The sequence below is a fragment of the Streptomyces qaidamensis genome, assembly GCF_001611795.1.
In the GTDB taxonomy this organism is placed as follows: domain Bacteria; phylum Actinomycetota; class Actinomycetes; order Streptomycetales; family Streptomycetaceae; genus Streptomyces; species Streptomyces qaidamensis.
Map to the genome: position 1 here is coordinate 5330807 of NZ_CP015098.1, position 18387 is coordinate 5349193.

The 18387-nt window shown below is 70.0% G+C and carries 14 protein-coding genes; all 14 read left to right on the plus strand.

Annotated elements, in window-relative coordinates; genetic code table 11:
• The 14 genes from A4E84_RS23710 to recQ all read left to right on the plus strand — a co-directional run bounded on the left by A4E84_RS23710 (nucleotide 1) and on the right by recQ (nucleotide 18058).
• Nucleotides 1–555 carry a NuoB/complex I 20 kDa subunit family protein gene (locus A4E84_RS23710; protein ID WP_031141109.1) on the plus strand — a complete coding sequence of 185 codons (555 nt, stop codon included), beginning with the start codon at nucleotides 1–3 and terminating at the stop codon, nucleotides 553–555.
• Nucleotides 552–1292: an NADH-quinone oxidoreductase subunit C gene (locus tag A4E84_RS23715; protein ID WP_062928513.1), complete on the plus strand. Its 741-nt coding sequence runs from the start codon at nucleotides 552–554 to the stop codon at nucleotides 1290–1292. Before A4E84_RS23710 ends, A4E84_RS23715 begins: the two co-directional genes overlap by 4 nt.
• Complete coding sequence (locus A4E84_RS23720) at nucleotides 1289–2611, plus strand: NADH-quinone oxidoreductase subunit D (protein WP_062928514.1); 1323 nt, start codon at nucleotides 1289–1291, stop codon at nucleotides 2609–2611. Before A4E84_RS23715 ends, A4E84_RS23720 begins: the two co-directional genes overlap by 4 nt.
• Nucleotides 2608–3522: an NADH-quinone oxidoreductase subunit NuoE gene (gene nuoE / locus A4E84_RS23725; RefSeq protein WP_062928515.1), complete on the plus strand. Its 915-nt coding sequence runs from the start codon at nucleotides 2608–2610 to the stop codon at nucleotides 3520–3522. The genes A4E84_RS23720 and nuoE overlap by 4 nt, the downstream gene beginning before the upstream one ends.
• Complete coding sequence (gene nuoF, locus A4E84_RS23730) at nucleotides 3522–4868, plus strand: NADH-quinone oxidoreductase subunit NuoF (RefSeq protein ID WP_033309056.1); 1347 nt, start codon at nucleotides 3522–3524, stop codon at nucleotides 4866–4868. The genes nuoE and nuoF overlap by 1 nt, the downstream gene beginning before the upstream one ends.
• A complete protein-coding gene (locus A4E84_RS23735) occupies nucleotides 4865–7369 on the plus strand; it encodes an NADH-quinone oxidoreductase subunit G (protein ID WP_062928516.1) in 2505 nt (834 codons plus the stop codon). The genes nuoF and A4E84_RS23735 overlap by 4 nt, the downstream gene beginning before the upstream one ends.
• Nucleotides 7366–8742 (plus strand): NADH-quinone oxidoreductase subunit NuoH, encoded by a 1377-nt coding sequence (gene nuoH / locus A4E84_RS23740; protein WP_062928517.1) that lies wholly within the window; start codon nucleotides 7366–7368, stop codon nucleotides 8740–8742. Before A4E84_RS23735 ends, nuoH begins: the two co-directional genes overlap by 4 nt.
• The gene (gene nuoI, locus A4E84_RS23745) at nucleotides 8735–9376 is read left to right on the plus strand and encodes an NADH-quinone oxidoreductase subunit NuoI (RefSeq protein WP_062928518.1); all 642 of its coding nucleotides are present in this window, start codon (nucleotides 8735–8737) and stop codon (nucleotides 9374–9376) included. The genes nuoH and nuoI overlap by 8 nt, the downstream gene beginning before the upstream one ends.
• Entirely contained in the window at nucleotides 9373–10215 is an 843-nt protein-coding gene (locus A4E84_RS23750; protein WP_062928519.1) for an NADH-quinone oxidoreductase subunit J, read from the plus strand. The genes nuoI and A4E84_RS23750 overlap by 4 nt, the downstream gene beginning before the upstream one ends.
• The gene (nuoK, locus tag A4E84_RS23755) at nucleotides 10212–10511 is read left to right on the plus strand and encodes an NADH-quinone oxidoreductase subunit NuoK (RefSeq protein WP_062928520.1); all 300 of its coding nucleotides are present in this window, start codon (nucleotides 10212–10214) and stop codon (nucleotides 10509–10511) included. Before A4E84_RS23750 ends, nuoK begins: the two co-directional genes overlap by 4 nt.
• 15 nt (nucleotides 10512–10526) lie before the next feature.
• Nucleotides 10527–12491 (plus strand): NADH-quinone oxidoreductase subunit L, encoded by a 1965-nt coding sequence (gene nuoL / locus A4E84_RS23760; RefSeq protein ID WP_062928521.1) that lies wholly within the window; start codon nucleotides 10527–10529, stop codon nucleotides 12489–12491.
• A 5-nt stretch (nucleotides 12492–12496) separates the two neighbouring features.
• Complete coding sequence (locus A4E84_RS23765) at nucleotides 12497–14068, plus strand: NADH-quinone oxidoreductase subunit M (protein ID WP_062928522.1); 1572 nt, start codon at nucleotides 12497–12499, stop codon at nucleotides 14066–14068.
• A complete protein-coding gene (gene nuoN, locus A4E84_RS23770) occupies nucleotides 14065–15714 on the plus strand; it encodes an NADH-quinone oxidoreductase subunit NuoN (RefSeq protein WP_062928523.1) in 1650 nt (549 codons plus the stop codon). The genes A4E84_RS23765 and nuoN overlap by 4 nt, the downstream gene beginning before the upstream one ends.
• Nucleotides 15715–15949: 235 nt before the next feature.
• Nucleotides 15950–18058, plus strand: coding sequence for a DNA helicase RecQ (recQ, locus tag A4E84_RS23775; RefSeq protein ID WP_079129089.1), 2109 nt, complete (start codon nucleotides 15950–15952; stop codon nucleotides 18056–18058).
• Nucleotides 18059–18387 lie beyond the last annotated feature (329 nt).

The window sequence follows — 18387 nt, forward strand, 5'->3', positions numbered from 1 at the left end:
ATGGGACTCGAAGAAAAGCTGCCGAGCGGCTTCCTGCTGACCACCGTCGAGCAGGCCGCGGGCTGGGTGCGCAAGTCGTCCGTCTTTCCCGCCACGTTCGGCCTCGCCTGTTGTGCCATCGAGATGATGACCACCGGCGCCGGCCGCTACGACCTGGCGCGCTTCGGCATGGAGGTCTTCCGCGGCTCGCCGCGCCAGGCGGACCTGATGATCGTCGCCGGCCGGGTGAGCCAGAAGATGGCGCCGGTGCTCCGGCAGGTCTACGACCAGATGCCGAACCCCAAGTGGGTGATCTCCATGGGGGTCTGCGCCTCCTCGGGCGGCATGTTCAACAACTACGCCATCGTCCAGGGCGTCGACCACATCGTGCCGGTCGACATCTACCTCCCCGGCTGCCCGCCCCGGCCGGAGATGCTGCTGGACGCGATCCTCAAGCTCCACCAGAAGATCCAGTCCTCCAAGCTCGGCGTGAACGCCGAGGAGGCGGCCCGCGAGGCGGAGGAGGCGGCGCTCAAGGCCCTGCCCACGATCGAGATGAAGGGGCTGCTGCGGTGAGCGACGCGAACGGCAACGGTGTCAACCCCGAGAAGGACCTCTCCGCGGAGAACCTCCCCGGCCAGCGCGGCCAGGGAGGCGAGGAGATCCGCGTCCAGCGCGGCATGTTCGGCGCGAACAACGGCGGCGACACCTCCGGCTACGGCGGCCTGGTCCGCTCGATCCGGCTCCCGGGGCCGGCGGCCCGTCCCTACGGCGGCTGGTTCGACGAGGTCGCCGACGAACTCGAAGGCGCGCTGGAGGAGCAGGGACTGCTCCCCGGCAACGCCATCGAGAAGACGGTCGTCGACCGCGACGAGCTGACCTTCCACATCGAGCGCGAGCACCTCGTCCTCGTCGCCCGCACCCTGCGCGACGACCCGGCCCTGCGCTTCGAGCTGTGCACCGGCGTCAGCGGCGTGCACTACCCGAACGACAAGGGCCGCGAGCTGCACGCCGTCTACCACCTGCGCTCGATCACCCACAACCGGGTGATCCGCCTGGAGGTCAGCGCCCCCGACAGCGACCCGCACATCCCGTCGCTGTTCGCGGTCTATCCGACGAACGACTGGCACGAGCGCGAGACGTACGACTTCTTCGGAATCGTCTTCGACGGCCACCCCGCCCTGACGCGGATCATGATGCCGGACGACTGGCAGGGCTTCCCGCAGCGCAAGGACTACCCCCTCGGCGGCATCCCCGTCGAGTACAAGGGCGCCCAGATCCCGGCTCCGGACCAGCGGAGGTCGTACTCATGAGCACTTCGCACGCCTCCCCTCGCGAGACCACCGAGGGCACCGTCTACACGGTCACCGGCGGCGACTGGGACGACGTCGTCCAGTCCGCGGCCCGCGCCGACGACGAGCGCATCGTCGTCAACATGGGCCCGCAGCACCCGTCCACGCACGGCGTGCTCCGCCTGATCCTGGAGATCGAGGGCGAGACCGTCACCGAAGCCCGCTGCGGCATCGGTTACCTGCACACCGGCATCGAGAAGAACCTCGAGTACCGGACGTGGACGCAGGGCACCACCTTCGTGACGCGCATGGACTACCTGACGTCGTTCTTCAACGAGACGGCGTACTGCCTCGGCGTCGAGAAGCTCCTCGGCATCGAGGACCAGATCCCGGACCGCGCCACGATCATCCGCGTCCTGCTGATGGAGCTGAACCGGCTCTCCTCGCACCTGGTGTGCATCGCCACCGGCGGTATGGAGCTGGGCGCGACCACGATCATGATCTACGGATTCCGTGATCGTGAACTCATTCTCGATATCTACGAGCTGATCACCGGCCTGCGGATGAACCACGCGTACATCCGCCCCGGCGGACTCGCCCAGGACCTGCCGCCCGGCGCGGTGGACCAGATCCGCGAGTTCGTGAAGAAGATGAAGAAGAACCTTCCGGAGTACGACAAGCTCGCCACCGGGAACCCCATCTTCAAGGCCCGTATGCAGGACGTCGGCTACCTCGACCTGGCCGGCTGCATGGCCCTCGGCGCGACGGGTCCGATCCTGCGCTCCACCGGCCTGCCGCACGACCTGCGCAAGGCGCAGCCCTACTGCGGTTACGAGACCTACGACTTCGAGGTCCCGACCGCCGACACCTGCGACTCCTACGGCCGCTTCCTGATCCGGCTGGAGGAGATGCGCCAGTCCCTCCGGATCGTCGAGCAGTGCCTGGACCGGCTCCAGCCCGGCCCGGTCATGGTCGCCGACAAGAAGATCGCCTGGCCCGCGCAGCTCGCTCTGGGTCCCGACGGGCTCGGCAACTCCCTCGACCACATCAAGAAGATCATGGGCACCTCCATGGAGGCCCTGATCCACCACTTCAAGCTGGTCACCGAGGGCTTCCGCGTCCCGCCGGGACAGACGTACGCGGCGGTCGAGTCGCCCAAGGGCGAACTCGGGGTGCACGTCGTCTCCGACGGCGGCACCCGCCCCTACCGGGTCCACTTCCGGGACCCGTCCTTCACCAACCTTCAGGCCATGGCGGCGATGTGCGAGGGCGGCCAGGTCGCCGACGTCATCGTCGCCGTCGCGTCCATCGACCCCGTGATGGGAGGCGTCGACCGGTGACCACATCGTCTTCCGAGCGGGGCGTCAGCCTGGGCATGCCCGAACTGCCCGCACCCGCCTACCCGGACGACGTCCGGGCCCGTCTGGAGACGGACGCGCGCGAGATCATCGCCCGCTACCCGGACTCCCGGTCCGCCCTCCTGCCGCTGCTGCACCTCGTGCAGGCGGAGGAAGGGCACGTGACCCGCACCGGCATGCGGTTCTGCGCGGACGTCCTCGGCCTGACCACCGCCGAGGTCACCGCCGTCGCCACCTTCTACACCATGTACCGCCGCCGGCCGAGCGGCGACTACCAGGTGGGGGTGTGCACCAACACCCTGTGCGCCGTCATGGGCGGGGACGCGATCTTCGAGGAGCTCCAGGAGCACCTCGGCGTCGGCAACGGCGAGACCACCGGCGACGGCAAGGTCACCCTGGAGCACATCGAGTGCAACGCGGCCTGCGACTTCGCGCCGGTCGTGATGGTCAACTGGGAGTTCTTCGACAACCAGACCCCCGCCAGCGCCAAGAGCCTCGTCGACGACCTGCGCGCGGGACGGCCGGTCACGCCCACCCGCGGGGCGCGCATGTGCACCTTCAAGGAGACCGCCCGGGTCCTGGCCGGCTTCCCCGACGAGCGGGACGGGGCCGTGGAGTCCGGGGGAAGCGCGGGACCCGCCTCCCTGGTCGGCCTGAAGCTCGCCAAGGGGGAGACCTCCGCCGCGCGCGTGGTGCACCCGCGCGGTGAGGCGCCCCGGACCGCGGCACCGCACGAGCCGTCGCCGACGGAGCACTTGAGCTCGCACGACGCGCCGCAGGAGACATCGGCCTCCGACCCCTCACACCCGTCGCCCCCCGCCACCCCTGATGGAGGGGCTGCTCCGCCCCGCCCCGCCGATTCGGCCGGGCCCACCGCCGAGGAGGGGGAGTGATGACCTTGGCACCCGAGCTGAAAGACACGAGCCCCGAGAAGCTGCTCGCACCGGTGCTGTCGGCCTTCTGGGACGAGGACAAGTCCTGGACGCTGGACGTCTACCGGCGGCACGACGGCTACGAAGGGCTGCGCAAGGCGCTCGCCATGACGCCGGACGACCTGATCGCGTACGTCAAGGACTCCGGTCTGCGCGGACGCGGCGGTGCGGGATTCCCCACCGGGATGAAGTGGCAGTTCATTCCGCAGGGGGACGGCAAGCCGCACTATCTTGTTGTCAACGCCGACGAGTCGGAGCCGGGGACGTGCAAGGACATCCCGCTCCTCTTCGCGAACCCGCACAGCCTCATCGAGGGCATGATCATCGCGTGTTACGCCATCAGGTCGTCGCACGCCTTCATCTACCTGCGTGGTGAGGTCGTCCCCGTGCTGCGGCGGTTGCACTCGGCCGTGCGCGAGGCGTACGAGGCCGGCTTCCTCGGCGAGAACATCCTGGACAGCGGACTCGACCTCGACATCACCGTGCACGCGGGCGCGGGCGCGTACATCTGCGGTGAGGAGACCGCACTGCTGGACTCACTCGAAGGCCGCCGGGGCCAACCGCGGCTTCGCCCTCCCTTCCCTGCCGTCGCGGGCCTCTACGCCTGCCCGACTGTGGTGAACAACGTCGAATCGATCGCGTCGGTTCCCGCGATCCTGCAGCGGGGCAAGGAATGGTTCCGGTCGATGGGGAGTGAGAAGTCACCCGGCTTCACGCTCTACTCCCTCTCCGGCCATGTCGCCAGCCCCGGCCAGTACGAGGCGCCGCTCGGGATCACCCTCCGCCAGCTCCTCGACATGAGCGGCGGCATGCGCCCCGGGCACCGCCTCAAGTTCTGGACGCCGGGCGGCTCCTCGACCCCGATGTTCACCGACGAGCACCTCGACGTCCCTCTTGATTACGAGGGAGTGGGCGCCGCGGGTTCCATGCTCGGCACCAAAGCCCTCCAGTGCTTCGACGAGACGACCTGCGTGGTCCGTGCCGTCACCCGCTGGACCGAGTTCTACGCCCACGAGTCCTGCGGCAAGTGCACGCCCTGCCGCGAAGGGACCTACTGGCTCGTGCAGTTGCTGCGCGACATCGAGGCAGGCAAGGGACAGATGTCCGACCTCGACAAGCTGAACGACATCGCCGACAACATCAACGGCAAGTCCTTCTGCGCCCTCGGCGACGGCGCCGCCTCGCCGATCTTCTCCTCGCTGAAGTACTTCCGCGAGGAGTACGAGCAGCACATCACGGGCCGGGGCTGTCCCTTCGACCCGGCCAAGTCGACGGCTTGGGCCGACCGCACGGAGGTGAACGCATGACCGTGACCACCAGCTCTCCCTCCGGCGGGGGAGAGGCGGCGGTCCCGCCGGAGGACCTCGTGTCGCTGACGATCGACGGCGCGGAGATCAGCGTGCCCAAGGGCACCCTGGTCATCCGGGCCGCCGAGCAGCTCGGCATCGAGATCCCCCGGTTCTGCGACCACCCGCTGCTCGACCCGGCCGGCGCCTGCCGCCAGTGCATCGTCGAGGTCGAGGGCCAGCGCAAGCCCATGGCGTCCTGCACCATCACCTGCACCGACGGGATGGTGGTGAAGACCCACCTCACCTCCCCGGTCGCGGAGAAGGCCCAGAAGGGTGTGATGGAGCTCCTGCTCATCAACCACCCGCTGGACTGCCCGGTCTGCGACAAGGGCGGCGAGTGTCCGCTGCAGAACCAGGCCATGTCGCACGGCGACACCGACTCCCGCTTCGAGGGCCGCAAGCGGACCTACGAGAAGCCCGTCGCGATCTCCACGCAGGTGCTGCTCGACCGCGAGCGGTGCGTGCTGTGCGCCCGCTGCACCCGGTTCTCCAACCAGGTCGCGGGCGACCCGATGATCGAGCTGATCGAGCGGGGCGCGCTCCAGCAGGTCGGCACCGGCGAGGGTGACCCGTTCGAGTCGTACTTCTCCGGCAACACCATCCAGATCTGCCCCGTCGGCGCGCTGACCTCGGCGGCGTACCGATTCCGCTCCCGCCCCTTCGACCTGGTCTCCTCCCCGTCGGTGTGCGAGCACTGCTCCGGCGGCTGCGCCACCCGCACCGACCACCGGCGCGGCAAGGTCATGCGGCGGCTCGCGGCAGACGACCCCGAGGTCAACGAGGAGTGGATCTGCGACAAGGGGCGGTTCGCCTTCCGGTACGCGCAGCAGCGCGACCGGCTCGACACGCCGCTGGTGCGCAATGCCGAGGGCGAGCTGGAACCGGCCTCCTGGCCCGAGGCGCTCCAGATCGCGGCCCAGGGGCTGCTGGCCTCGCGGGGCCGCACCGGCGTCCTGACCGGCGGCCGCCTCACCGTCGAGGACGCCTACGCGTACAGCAAGTTCACGCGCGTGGCGCTCGACACCAACGACATCGACTTCCGCGCGCGGGTGCACAGCAGTGAGGAGGCTGACTTCCTCGCGGCCGAGATCGCCGGGCGCGGCCGGGACCTCGACGGCACGGGCGTCACGTACACCGCGCTGGAGAACGCACCGGCCGTCCTGCTGGTCGGCTTCGAGGCGGAGGAGGAGGCGCCCGGCGTCTTCCTGCGGCTGCGCAAGGCCTGGCGTCAGCACGGGCAGAAGACCTTCTCCCTCGCCACGCACGCCACCCGCGGTCTGGAGAAGGCCGGCGGCACGCTGCTGCCGGCCGCTCCCGGCACCGAGACCGAGTGGCTGGACGCGCTCGCGAACGGGGCCGGCCTGGAGGACGACGGTGCGCTCGCCGCCGAGGCGCTGCGCGCCGAGGGCGCGGTGATCGTCGTCGGCGAGCGGCTGGCCGCCGTGGCCGGCGGGCTCACCGCCGCCGCGCGTACCGCCTCCGCGACCGGTGCCCGGCTGGTGTGGATCCCGCGCCGGGCCGGGGAGCGCGGCGCGATCGAGGCGGGCGCGCTGCCGTCGCTGCTGCCGGGCGGACGCCCGGCCACCGACCCACGCGCGCGTGACGAGGTCGCCGCCGTCTGGGGCGTCGCCGGCCTCCCGCACCGCTACGGCCGTGACACCGGCCAGATCGTGGAGGCCGCGGCGACCGGAGAGCTCCAGGCCCTGCTGGTGGCGGGCGTGGAGATCGCCGACCTGCCCGACCCGGCACGCGCGCGTGCGGCGCTGGACGAGGTGGGCTTCCTGGTCTCGCTGGAGCTGCGGCCGAGCGAGATCAGCCGCAAGGCCGACGTCGTGCTGCCCGTCGCGGCGGTCGCCGAGAAGGCCGGTACCTTCCTCAACTGGGAAGGCCGCATCCGCTTCTTCGAGGCGGCGCTCAAGCCCGACCAGATGACCCGCAGCTCGGCGCCCACCGACGCGCGCGTGCTCCAGATGCTGGCCGACGCCATGGACGTCCACCTCGGACTGCCGGATCTGCGCACCGTGCGCGGCGAGATCGACCGGCTCGGCGCCTGGGACGGCCCGCGGGCCGGTGAACCCCTGGAGACCGCGGCCGCGCTGCCGCGGCCGGCCGCCGGGGAAGCCGTCCTCGCGGGGCACCGGCTGCTGCTCGACCAGGGCGTCCTCCAGCAGGGCGACGAGGCACTCGCCGGAACCCGGCACGCGGCACGCGCGCGGGTGTCGGCCCCGACGGCCGCCGAGGCGGGCGTCAAGGAGGGCGACCTGCTCGCGGTGACCGGCCCGCAGGGGGTCGTGGAACTCCCGCTCCAGATCAGTGACATGCCCGACCGGGTGGTGTGGCTGCCGCTGAACTCCGCCGGGGGCGGCGTCGCCTCCGACACCGGGGCGCGGCCCGGTTCCCTCGTCCGCATCGGCCCGGCGACGCTCGCCGGCGAGGCCCCCAAGGAGGTGGAGGGATGAGCCCGTACCTCGCCGCTGAAGACCTCTCGATGTTCGGCACCGACCCGTGGTGGCTGGTCGGCATCAAGGCGGTGTTCTGCTTCGCCTTCCTGATGGTGACCGTGCTGGTCTCCATCGTCATGGAGCGCAAGGTCGTCGCCTGGATGCAGCTGCGCATCGGCCCCAACCGGCACGGCCCGTGGGGCATGCTCCAGTCGCTCGCCGACGGCATCAAGCTGATGCTGAAGGAGGACGTGATCGTCAAGCGCGCGGACAAGGTGGTGTACGTCCTCGCGCCGGTCATCGCGGCCATCCCGGCCTTCATGGCGATCGCGGTGATCCCCTTCGGCCCGGCCGGCAACGAGATCTCGATCTTCGGCCAGCGCACCACGATGCAGCTCACCGACCTGCCGGTCGCGATGCTCTACATCCTGGCCATCGGTTCCCTCGGGGTGTACGGCTTCGTCCTGGGCGGCTGGTCCTCCGGGTCGACGTACCCCCTGCTCGGCGGTATCCGCTCGTGCGCGCAGATCATCTCGTACGAGATCGCCATGGGCGCCGCCATCGCCTCGGTCTTCCTCTACTCCGGCTCGATGTCGACCTCGGCGATCGTCGGAGCCCAGGAGGACCGCTGGTTCTTCATGCTGCTCCCGGTCTCGTTCCTGATCTACATGGTGACGATGATCGGAGAGTCCAGCCGGGCCCCGTTCGACATGCCGGAATCCGAAGGCGACCTGGTCGGCGGCTTCAACACCGAGTACAGCTCCATCAAGTTCGCGATGTTCATGCTCTCCGAGTACATCCACATGGTCACCGTGTCGATGATCGCGGTGACGCTGTTCCTCGGCGGCTGGCGGGCCCCCTGGCCGATCAGCACCTTCTGGGAGGGCGCGAACCACGGCTGGTGGCCGATGCTCTGGTTCGTCGTCAAGCTCCAGGTGCTGATCTTCTTCTTCATCTGGCTTCGCGGCACCCTCCCGCGCGTTCGCTACGACCAGCTGATGAAGCTCGGCTGGAAGGTCCTCATTCCGGTCGCGCTGGTGTGGCTGATGCTCGTCGCGAGCGTCCGGGCCTTCCGGAACGAGGGTTACGCCTTCGGTGACATCGCCCTCTACGTCGGCGGTGGCGTACTCGCCCTGCTGCTGCTCTCCTTCGTCGTCGACATGTTCCGCGAGAAGGCGAAGAAGGCCGAGGAGCCCGCCGAGACCCCGACCGCCTTCGACCCGATGGCGGGCGGATTCCCCGTGCCGCCCCTGCCGGGACAGGAACTCCCACCAGTCCCGCGCCGCCGCTCGCGCAGTGAGCGTGAGCTGATTGTCAGTGGTGGCCCCGATACTCGGAGTGACGAATCTCTGGGCGGAACTACGGATGGAAAGGAGGCGTCCGATGACTGAGGAACCCAAGGACACCAAGCCCGGTTTCCAGAACCCCGTGGCCGGCTTCGGCGTGACCTTCAAGGCCATGTTCAAGAAGCGGCTGACCGAGCAGTACCCGGAGCAGCAGAAGACCACGGCCCCGCGCTTCCACGGACGGCACCAGCTCAACCGCCATCCGGACGGCCTGGAGAAGTGCGTCGGCTGTGAACTGTGCGCCTGGGCCTGCCCCGCCGACGCGATCTACGTGGAGGGCGCGGACAACACCGAGGAGGAGCGCTACTCGCCGGGCGAGCGGTACGGCCGCGTCTACCAGATCAACTACGCCCGCTGCATCCTGTGCGGCCTGTGCATCGAGGCCTGCCCCACCCGGGCGCTCACGATGACCAACGAGTTCGAGCTGGCCGACTCCAGCCGCGCCAACCTCATCTACACCAAGGAACAGCTGCTCGCCGGTCTCGAGGACGGCATGGTCGACTCGCCCCACGCCATCTACCCCGGCACGGACGAGCAGGACTACTACCGGGGCCTGGTGACGGAAGCCGCGCCCGGCACCGAACAGCAGGTCGCCCACTCCAAGGGCGAGGTCGTGCAGGAGGCCGACTCGACCTTCGGCGGGACCGAACCCGCGTCGGACGAGGTGATCGGCCGATGACCGCCCAGCTCGCCGCCTACTCCACCTCCACCGGAGAGGCCGTCCAGTTCTGGACCCTCGGCACCGTCGCGTTGATCGGCGCCCTGGGCACCATCCTCATGAAGAGGGCCGTGCACAGCGCGCTCTGCCTCGCCGGAACCATGATCGTCCTGGCGGTGTTCTACCTCGCCAACGGCGCCTACTTCCTGGGCATCGTCCAGATCATCGTCTACACCGGCGCGATCATGATGCTGTTCCTGTTCGTGGTGATGCTCGTCGGCGTCACCGCGGCGGACTCCCTGAAGGAGACGATCAAGGGCCAGCGCTGGCTGGCCGCGCTGTGCGGGCTCGGCTTCGGCGTCCTGCTGGTCGCCGGGATCGGCAACGCCTCCCTGACGGAGTTCAACGGCATCGGCCAGGCGAACGCCGGGGGCAATGTGGAGGGCCTGGCCGCCCTCCTGTTCACCAGGTACGTCTTCGCGTTCGAGATCACCGGCGCCCTGCTCATCACGGCCGCCGTCGGCGCCATGGTGCTCACCCACCGCGAGCGCACCGAGCGGGCCAAGACGCAGCGGGAGCTCGCCGAGGAGCGCGTGCGCGAGGGCAAGCAACTGCCGCCGCTGCCCGCCCCCGGTGTGTACGCCCGGCACAACGCGGTCGACATCGCGGGCCTGCTGCCCGACGGCACCCCGTCCGACCTCACCGTCAGCAAGACCCTGCGCGAGCGCGGCCAGATCCGCGACGTGTCGCGGGAGGCGCTCAACGACCTCAAGGCCCTGGAGCAGCGGTCCGAGGAGCGTCTGGAGCGCAGGGCGGTCGGGCCGGCGAAGTTCCAGCGGTCCGAGGAGGCGTCGAAGTGAACCCGGTCAACTACCTCTACCTCGCGGCCCTGTTGTTCACGATCGGCGCCACCGGCGTACTGATCAGGCGCAACGCGATCGTCGTGTTCATGTGCGTCGAGCTCATGCTCAACGCCTGCAACCTCGCGTTCGTCGCCTTCTCCCGGATGCACGGCAACCTCGACGGCCAGATCATCGCCTTCTTCACGATGGTCGTCGCCGCCGCCGAGGTCGTGGTCGGGCTCGCGATCATCGTGTCCCTGTTCCGTGCCCGCCACTCGGCCTCGGTCGACGACGCCAGCCTGATGAAGCTGTAAGGGGTCGGAAGAATCGTGGAGAACCTCATTGCGCTGCTGGTGGCGGCGCCCCTGCTCGGAGCGGCGGTCCTGCTGTGCGGCGGGCGGCGGCTGGACGCCGTCGGCCACTGGCTCGGCACCCTGCTCGCGGCCGTCTCCTTCGTGCTCGGCCTGGTGCTGTTCACCGACATGCTGGGCCGGGACGCCGAGAGCCGCGTCCTGAGCCAGCACCTGTTCAGCTGGATCCCGGTCGAGGGCTTCCAGGCGGACGTCGCCTTCCAGCTCGACCAGTTGTCCATGACGTTCGTGCTGCTCATCACGGGCGTCGGATCGCTGATCCACCTGTACTCGATCGGGTACATGGAGCACGACGAGCGGCGCCGCCGCTTCTTCGGCTATCTGAACCTGTTCCTCGCGGCGATGCTGATCCTCGTCCTCGCCGACAACTACCTGCTGTTGTACGTCGGCTGGGAGGGCGTCGGTCTCGCCTCCTACCTGCTGATCGGCTTCTGGCAGCACAAGCCCAGCGCCGCCACGGCCGCGAAGAAGGCCTTCCTGGTCAACCGCGTCGGCGACATGGGTCTGTCCATCGCGATCATGCTGATGTTCCTGTGGTTCGGCACCTTCGCCTTCGGGCCGGTGCTCGGCGGCCACGGTGAGGCCGGGCTGGCCGGTGCCGCCGGTGAGGACAAGCTGACCGCGATCGCGCTGATGCTGCTGCTCGCCGCGTGCGGCAAGTCCGCCCAGGTGCCGTTGCAGTCCTGGCTCGGGGACGCCATGGAGGGCCCGACCCCGGTCTCGGCCCTCATCCACGCCGCGACGATGGTGACGGCGGGCGTCTACCTGATCGTCCGCTCCGCGGCCGTCTTCAACGGCGCCCCGGACGCGCAGCTGGTCGTCACCATCGTCGGCGCGGTCACGCTCCTGTTCGGTGCGATCGTCGGTTGCGCGAAGGACGACATCAAGAAGGCCCTGGCCGGCTCGACCATGTCGCAGATCGGCTACATGATCCTCGCCGCGGGTCTCGGCCCCATCGGCTACGTCTTCGCGATCATGCACCTGGTGACGCACGGCTTCTTCAAGGCCGGGCTGTTCCTCGGCGCCGGATCGGTCATGCACGGCATGAACGACGAGGTGGACATGCGCCGCTACGGCGGACTGCGGAAGTACATGCCGGTCACCTTCGTCACCTTCGGCCTCGGCTACCTGGCGATCATCGGCTTCCCGGGCCTGTCCGGGTTTTTCTCCAAGGACAAGATCATCGAGGCGGCGTTCGCCAAGGGCGGCACCGAGGGCTGGATCCTCGGCGCCTGCGCCCTGCTCGGCGCGGCCATCACCGCGTTCTACATGACGCGCGTGATGCTGATGACCTTCTTCGGCGAGGAGCGCTGGCGCAACGCCCCGACCCCGTCGCCGGCCAAGCCCGACGTGGAGCCAGCCGCCCAGACGCGCGGCGAGTACACCCCGCCGCATCCGCACGAGTCGCCCAAGGTCATGACGATCCCGATGATCGTGCTGGCCGTCGGGTCGGTCGCCGGCGGAGCGTTCTTCAGCATCGGCGACCGGTTCCTGCACTGGCTGGAGCCGATCACCGGGCACAGTCACGGCAACCCGCCGATCAGCGCGGGTGTGGTCACCGGCGCGACCGTCGCGTGCATGGTCATCGGCGTCGCCCTCGCGTGGGCCCAGTACGGCCGCCGCCCCGTCCCGGCCGTCGCCCCGCGCGGCTCGCTGCTCACCCGGGCCGCCCGGCGCGACCTGCTCCAGGACGACTTCAACCACGTCGTCCTGGTCCGCGGCGGCGAGCACCTCACGCGGTCCCTGGTCTACGTCGACCACACCCTGGTCGACGGCGTCGTCAACGGCACGGCGGCCTCGGTCGGCGGCCTCTCCGGGCGGATGCGCAAGCTGCAGAACGGCTTCGCCCGCTCCTACGCGGTCTCGATGTTCGGGGGTGCGGCGGTCATCGTCGCCGCGACCCTGCTGATGAGGGCGGTCTGATACCGATGTCCTTTCCTCTGCTGACAGTGACAGCGGCGCTCCCGGCCGTCGGGGCGATCGCCACCGCCGCCGTACCGGCCGCGAAGCGCACCGTGGCCAAGTGGCTGGCGCTGGTCTTCTCGCTCGCCACGCTCGTCCTGGCGATCACCGTCCTGGTGCGCTTCGACCCGGGCGGCGACCGTTACCAGCTCACCGAGTCCCACGCCTGGATCGCCGACTTCGGCGTCCGCTACGAACTGGGCGTGGACGGCATCGGGGTGGCGCTGATCGCGCTCACGGCGCTGCTGATCCCGTTCATCATCCTCGCGGGCTGGCACGACGCCGACCCCCTGGAGACCGGCAGCAGCCGGTGGCGGCCGACGCAGGGCTTCTTCGCCCTGATCCTCGCCGTCGAGGCGATGGTGATCCTCTCCTTCGAGGCCACGGACGTCTTCCTCTTCTACATCTTCTTCGAAGCCATGCTGATCCCGATGTACTTCCTCATCGGCGGCTTCGGGGACCGTGCCCACGAGCACGGTGAGAAGGCGGCGGCGACGCAACGCTCGTACGCGGCCGTCAAGTTCCTCCTCTACAACCTGGCCGGCGGCCTGCTCATGCTGGCCGCGGTGATCGGCCTGTACGTGGTCGCCGGGAACTTCTCGCTCCAGGAGATCGCCGAGGCCCGTGCCAACGGCACGCTCGACATGGCGACCAACACCGAGCGCTGGCTGTTCCTCGGCTTCTTCTTCGCCTTCGCGGTGAAGGCGCCGCTGTGGCCGCTGCACACCTGGCTGCCCAACGCCATGCAGGAGTCCACCGCCCCGGTCGCCGTGCTGATCACGGCGGTCGTCGACAAGGTCGGCACCTTCGCGATGCTCCGCTTCTGCCTCCAGCTCTTCCCGGAGGCCAGCAAGTGGGCCACGCCCGCCATCCTCGTCCTCGCCCTGATCAGCATCATCTACGGGGCGCTGCTGGCGGTCGGCCAGCGGGACATCAAGCGGCTGATCGCCTACGCGTCCATCTCCCACTTCGGCTTCATCATCATGGGCATCTTCGCGATGACCAGCCAGGGCCAGTCCGGCGCGACGCTCTACATGATCAACCACGGCATCTCGACGGCCGCGCTGATGCTGGTCGCGGGCTTCCTGATCTCCCGGCGCGGCTCGCGGCTCATCGCCGACTACGGCGGAGTGCAGAAGGTCGCCCCGGTGCTCGCCGGCACGTTCCTGATCGGCAGCCTCGCGACCCTCTCCCTGCCGGGACTGGCGCCGTTCGTCAGTGAGTTCCTGGTCCTGGTCGGCACGTTCACGCGCTACCCGGTGATCGGCATCATCGCCACGTTCGGCATCGTCCTCGCCGCGCTCTACACCCTCGTCCTCTACCAGCGGACGATGACGGGCCCGGTGAAACCGGAGGTCTCCGCGATGCCGGACCTCCGGGTCCGTGAACTCGTGGTCGTCACCCCGCTGGTCGTCCTGCTGATCTTCCTGGGCGTCTACCCGAAGCCCCTCACACAGATCATCGATCCGGCGGTCAAGCAGACCATGTCCGACGTCCAGAAGAAGGACCCCCAGCCCGAGGTGGAGGCGGCCAAGTGAGCGCAACAGCCGTCCACAGCCTGTGGACAACCGCGGCCGAACCGATCTCGAAGATCGACGCGCCGAAGATCGAATACGGGCAGCTCGCCCCCACCCTGATCATCGTCGGTGCGGCGATCGTCGGGATCCTGGTCGAGGCGTTCGTCCCGCGCAGATCGCGCTACTACGTCCAGATGTTCCTCTCCGTGGTCGCGATCACGGCCGCCTTCGCGGCGGTCGTGGCGCTCGCCGCAAACGGATACGGCACCACCAAGGCGCAGATCGCGGCGATGGGCGCGATCGCCGTCGACGGACCGGCCCTGTTCCTGCAGGGCACGATCCTGCTGGCGGCCCTGGTGGGCCTGTTCACCTTCGCCGAGCGGCGCCTGGACCCGGTGGTGCACGGCAACCGCGTCGACTCCTTCGCCGCGCAGGCCGCCGCCGTGCCGGGCAGCGAGAGCGAGAAGGCCGCGGTCAAGGCCGGGTTCACCACCACCGAGGTGTTCCCGCTGCTGCTGTTCGCCGTCGCCGGCATGCTGATCTTCCCGGCGGCCAACGACCTGCTGACGCTGTTCGTGGCGCTGGAGGTCCTCTCCCTGCCGCTGTATCTCCTGTGCGCCCTGGCCCGCCGCAAGCGGCTCATGTCGCAGGAGGCGGCGGTCAAGTACTTCCTGCTCGGCGCCTTCGCCTCCGCCTTCACCCTGTTCGGCATCGCGCTGCTCTACGGCTACGCGGGCTCGATGTCGTACGCGACGATCGCGCAGGTCGTCGAGGGCACCGTGCAGGACGTCAACCCGGCGCTCGCCGACACCATGGGCAACGACGCGCTGCTGCTGATCGGCGCCGCGCTGCTGGTGATGGGCCTGCTGTTCAAGGTGGGCGCGGTGCCGTTCCACATGTGGACGCCGGACGTGTACCAGGGCGCTCCGACGCCCGTGACCGGCTTCATGGCGGCGGCGACGAAGGTGGCGGCGTTCGGCGCGCTGCTGCGGCTGCTCTACGTCGTCCTGCCGGGCCTGCGCTGGGACTGGCGGCCGGTCATGTGGGCCGTGGCCATCGTCACCATGCTGGGCGGTGCGATCGTCGCGATCACCCAGACCGACATCAAGCGGCTGCTGGCGTACTCGTCGATCGCGCACGCCGGGTTCATCCTCGCGGGTGTCATCGCGACGACGCCCGACGGTGTCTCGTCGGTGCTGTTCTACCTGGCGGCGTACTCGTTCGTGACGATCGGCGCCTTCGCGGTGGTCACCCTCGTGCGCGACGCGGGTGGTGAGGCGACGCACCTGTCGAAGTGGGCCGGGCTCGGGCGCAGGTCCCCGCTGGTGGCGGCGGTGTTCGCGGTGTTCCTGCTGGCCTTCGCGGGCATCCCGCTGACGTCCGGCTTCGCCGGCAAGTTCGCCGTGTTCAAGGCGGCGGCGGAGGGCGGGGCCGCCCCGCTCGTCGTCATCGGTGTGATCTCGTCGGCGATCGCGGCGTTCTTCTACATCCGCGTCATCGTGCTGATGTTCTTCAGCGAGCCGCGGCCGGAGGGCCCGACGGTGGCGGTGCCGTCGCCGCTGACGATGACGGCGATCGGGGTGGGCGTGGCGGTCACGCTGGTGCTCGGTGTGGCGCCGCAGTACTTCCTCGATCTGGCGGGGCAGGCGGGCGTGTTCGTCCGCTGACATCCGCGTACGTCCCCATGGGGTCCGGCCTCCTTCGGGAGCCGGGCCCCACGGCGTTTCCGGGCAGGCGGACGGCCCGCCGGTCGAGTCGCACGTATGTATGGATGCCGCCTCCACCGGGCGGGACCTGTGGATGACTCCGGGGCTGTCGGTGGGGGCGCCTATGGTGGACGCAGTGGTCGAGGCGCGACGCACGGGGGACGCAACGATGGGCGCGACGGGCGGGACAGGTGTGATGACGGAACTGGACGCGGTGGCCGGGACGGAGGCGATCGGGATCGGGACGACCGGGACCGGAGCCGGGACCGGCGCGGGCCGCGGCTCCGCCGGGCCCCTCGGTGCCGACGCGAGCGAGGCGCTGGTCGCGCTGCACCGGGTCTTCGGCTACGACGCCTTCCGGGGCGAGCAGGAAGCCGTCATCGAGCATGTGGTGGCGGGCGGTGACGCCGTCGTGCTCATGCCGACCGGCGGCGGCAAGTCGCTGTGCTATCAGATCCCGTCCCTGGTCAGGCCGGGCACGGGCGTCATCGTCTCCCCGCTGATCGCCCTGATGCAGGACCAGGTGGACGCGCTGCGGGCGCTGGGCGTGCGCGCCGGGTTCATGAACTCCACGCAGGACTTCGACGAGCGGCGGATGGTGGAGGCCGAGTTCCTCGCCGGCGAGCTGGACCTGCTGTACCTGGCGCCGGAGCGGCTGCGGCTGGAGAGCACGCTCGACCTGCTCTCCCGCGGCAAGATCTCCCTCTTCGCGATCGACGAGGCGCACTGCGTCTCCCAGTGGGGCCACGACTTCCGGCCCGACTACCTGGCGCTGTCCCTCCTCGGCGAGCGCTGGCCGGACGTGCCGCGGATCGCGCTGACGGCGACGGCCACGGACGCGACGCACCAGGAGATCACCGAGCGGCTGAACATGCCGACGGCCCGCCACTTCGTGGCGAGCTTCGACCGGCCCAACATCCAGTACCGGATCGTGCCCAAGGCCGACCCGAAGAAGCAGCTGCTGAGCTTCCTGCGCGAGGAGCACGCGGGCGACGCGGGCATCGTCTACTGCCTGTCGCGCAACTCGGTGGAGAAGACCGCCGAGTTCCTCAGCCGAAACGGCGTCGAGGCGGTGCCGTACCACGCGGGCCTGGACTCGGGGACACGCGCCGCCCACCAGTCCCGCTTCCTTCGGGAGGACGGCCTGGTCGTGGTGGCGACCATCGCCTTCGGCATGGGCATCGACAAGCCGGACGTGCGCTTCGTCGCCCACCTCGACCTGCCCAAGTCGGTCGAGGGCTACTACCAGGAGACGGGCCGGGCCGGCCGCGACGGGCTGCCCTCGACGGCCTGGATGGCCTACGGGCTGAACGACGTCATCCAGCAGCGCAAGCTGATCCAGTCCGGCGAGGGCGACGAGGCCTTCCGGCGCCGGGCCCAGGCCCACTTGGACTCGATGCTGGCGCTGTGCGAGACGGCCCAGTGCCGCCGGGGCCAACTGCTCGCCTACTTCGGCCAGGACCCGGACGCCTCCGGCTGCGGTAACTGCGACACCTGCCTGACCCCACCGGAGACCTGGGACGGCACGATCGCGGCGCAGAAGGCGCTGTCCACGGTGGTCCGGCTGCAGCGGGAGCGCGGACAGAAGTTCGGCGCGGTGCAGATCGTCGACATCCTGCTGGGGAAGCGCACCGGCAAGGTCATCCAGTTCGACCACGACCAGCTGTCCGTGTTCGGCATCGGCGAGGAGCTCACCGAGGGCGAATGGCGGGGTGTCATCCGCCAGTTGCTCGCCCAGGGGCTGCTCGCGGTGGAGGGCGAGTACGGCACGCTGGTGCTGACCGAGGCGAGCGGGGCAGTGCTGCGGCGAGAGCGGGACGTGCCGCTGCGCAAGGAGCCGAAGAAGCCGGTGACCTCCCGGTCGGGGGCCTCGTCCTCCGGCTCCGGGCGGGGCGAGCGCAAGGGCAAGGCTGTCGCCGCCGAGCTGCCCGAGGAACTGCTGCCGGCCTTCGAGGCACTGCGTGCCTGGCGCGCCGAGCAGGCACGTGAGCAGGGCGTCCCGGCGTATGTGATCTTCCACGACGCCACGCTGCGGGAGATCGCCACGGTGTGGCCGACGTCGGTGGGGGAGCTCGGCGGGATCAGCGGGGTCGGTGAGAAGAAGCTGACGACGTACGGCGAGGGTGTGCTGGAGGTGCTCGCCTCGCGGGGTGGACCGGCAGCCTCCGCTCCCGCGGCGGGCGACTCGCCCCCGGCCCGGACAGCGCCCGGCCAGGAGGCGGCTCACCCCGCCCGACAGGACGCGGGCGAGCCGGACCACTGGCCGGAGATGGACGAGGAGCCGGAGCCCGACGACTGGATGTAGGGCCGGGGTCCTGCCGGGTCAGACCGGTGTTCGGGCCGGACCGGTCACACAGCCCGTCCCGCATACGCCCTGACGTCCGCGTCGGAGTCCGTCGTCGCCGTGGCGAGAGCCGCCCGGGCCTCCTCGGTGGCGCGGTGCCGGGTCAGTGCCAGGGCGCCACCGACCGCCGGGCCGATACGCCCCCACGAGCCATCGGCCGCGGGAGCCGGTGCGCCGCCGAGGGCTACGGCCGACGGGCCGATACGCCCCCGCGAGCCATCGGCCGCGGGAGCCGGTGCGCCGCCGAGGGTTACGGCCGTCGGGTTGGCCCTCCCGCGAGCCATCGGCTG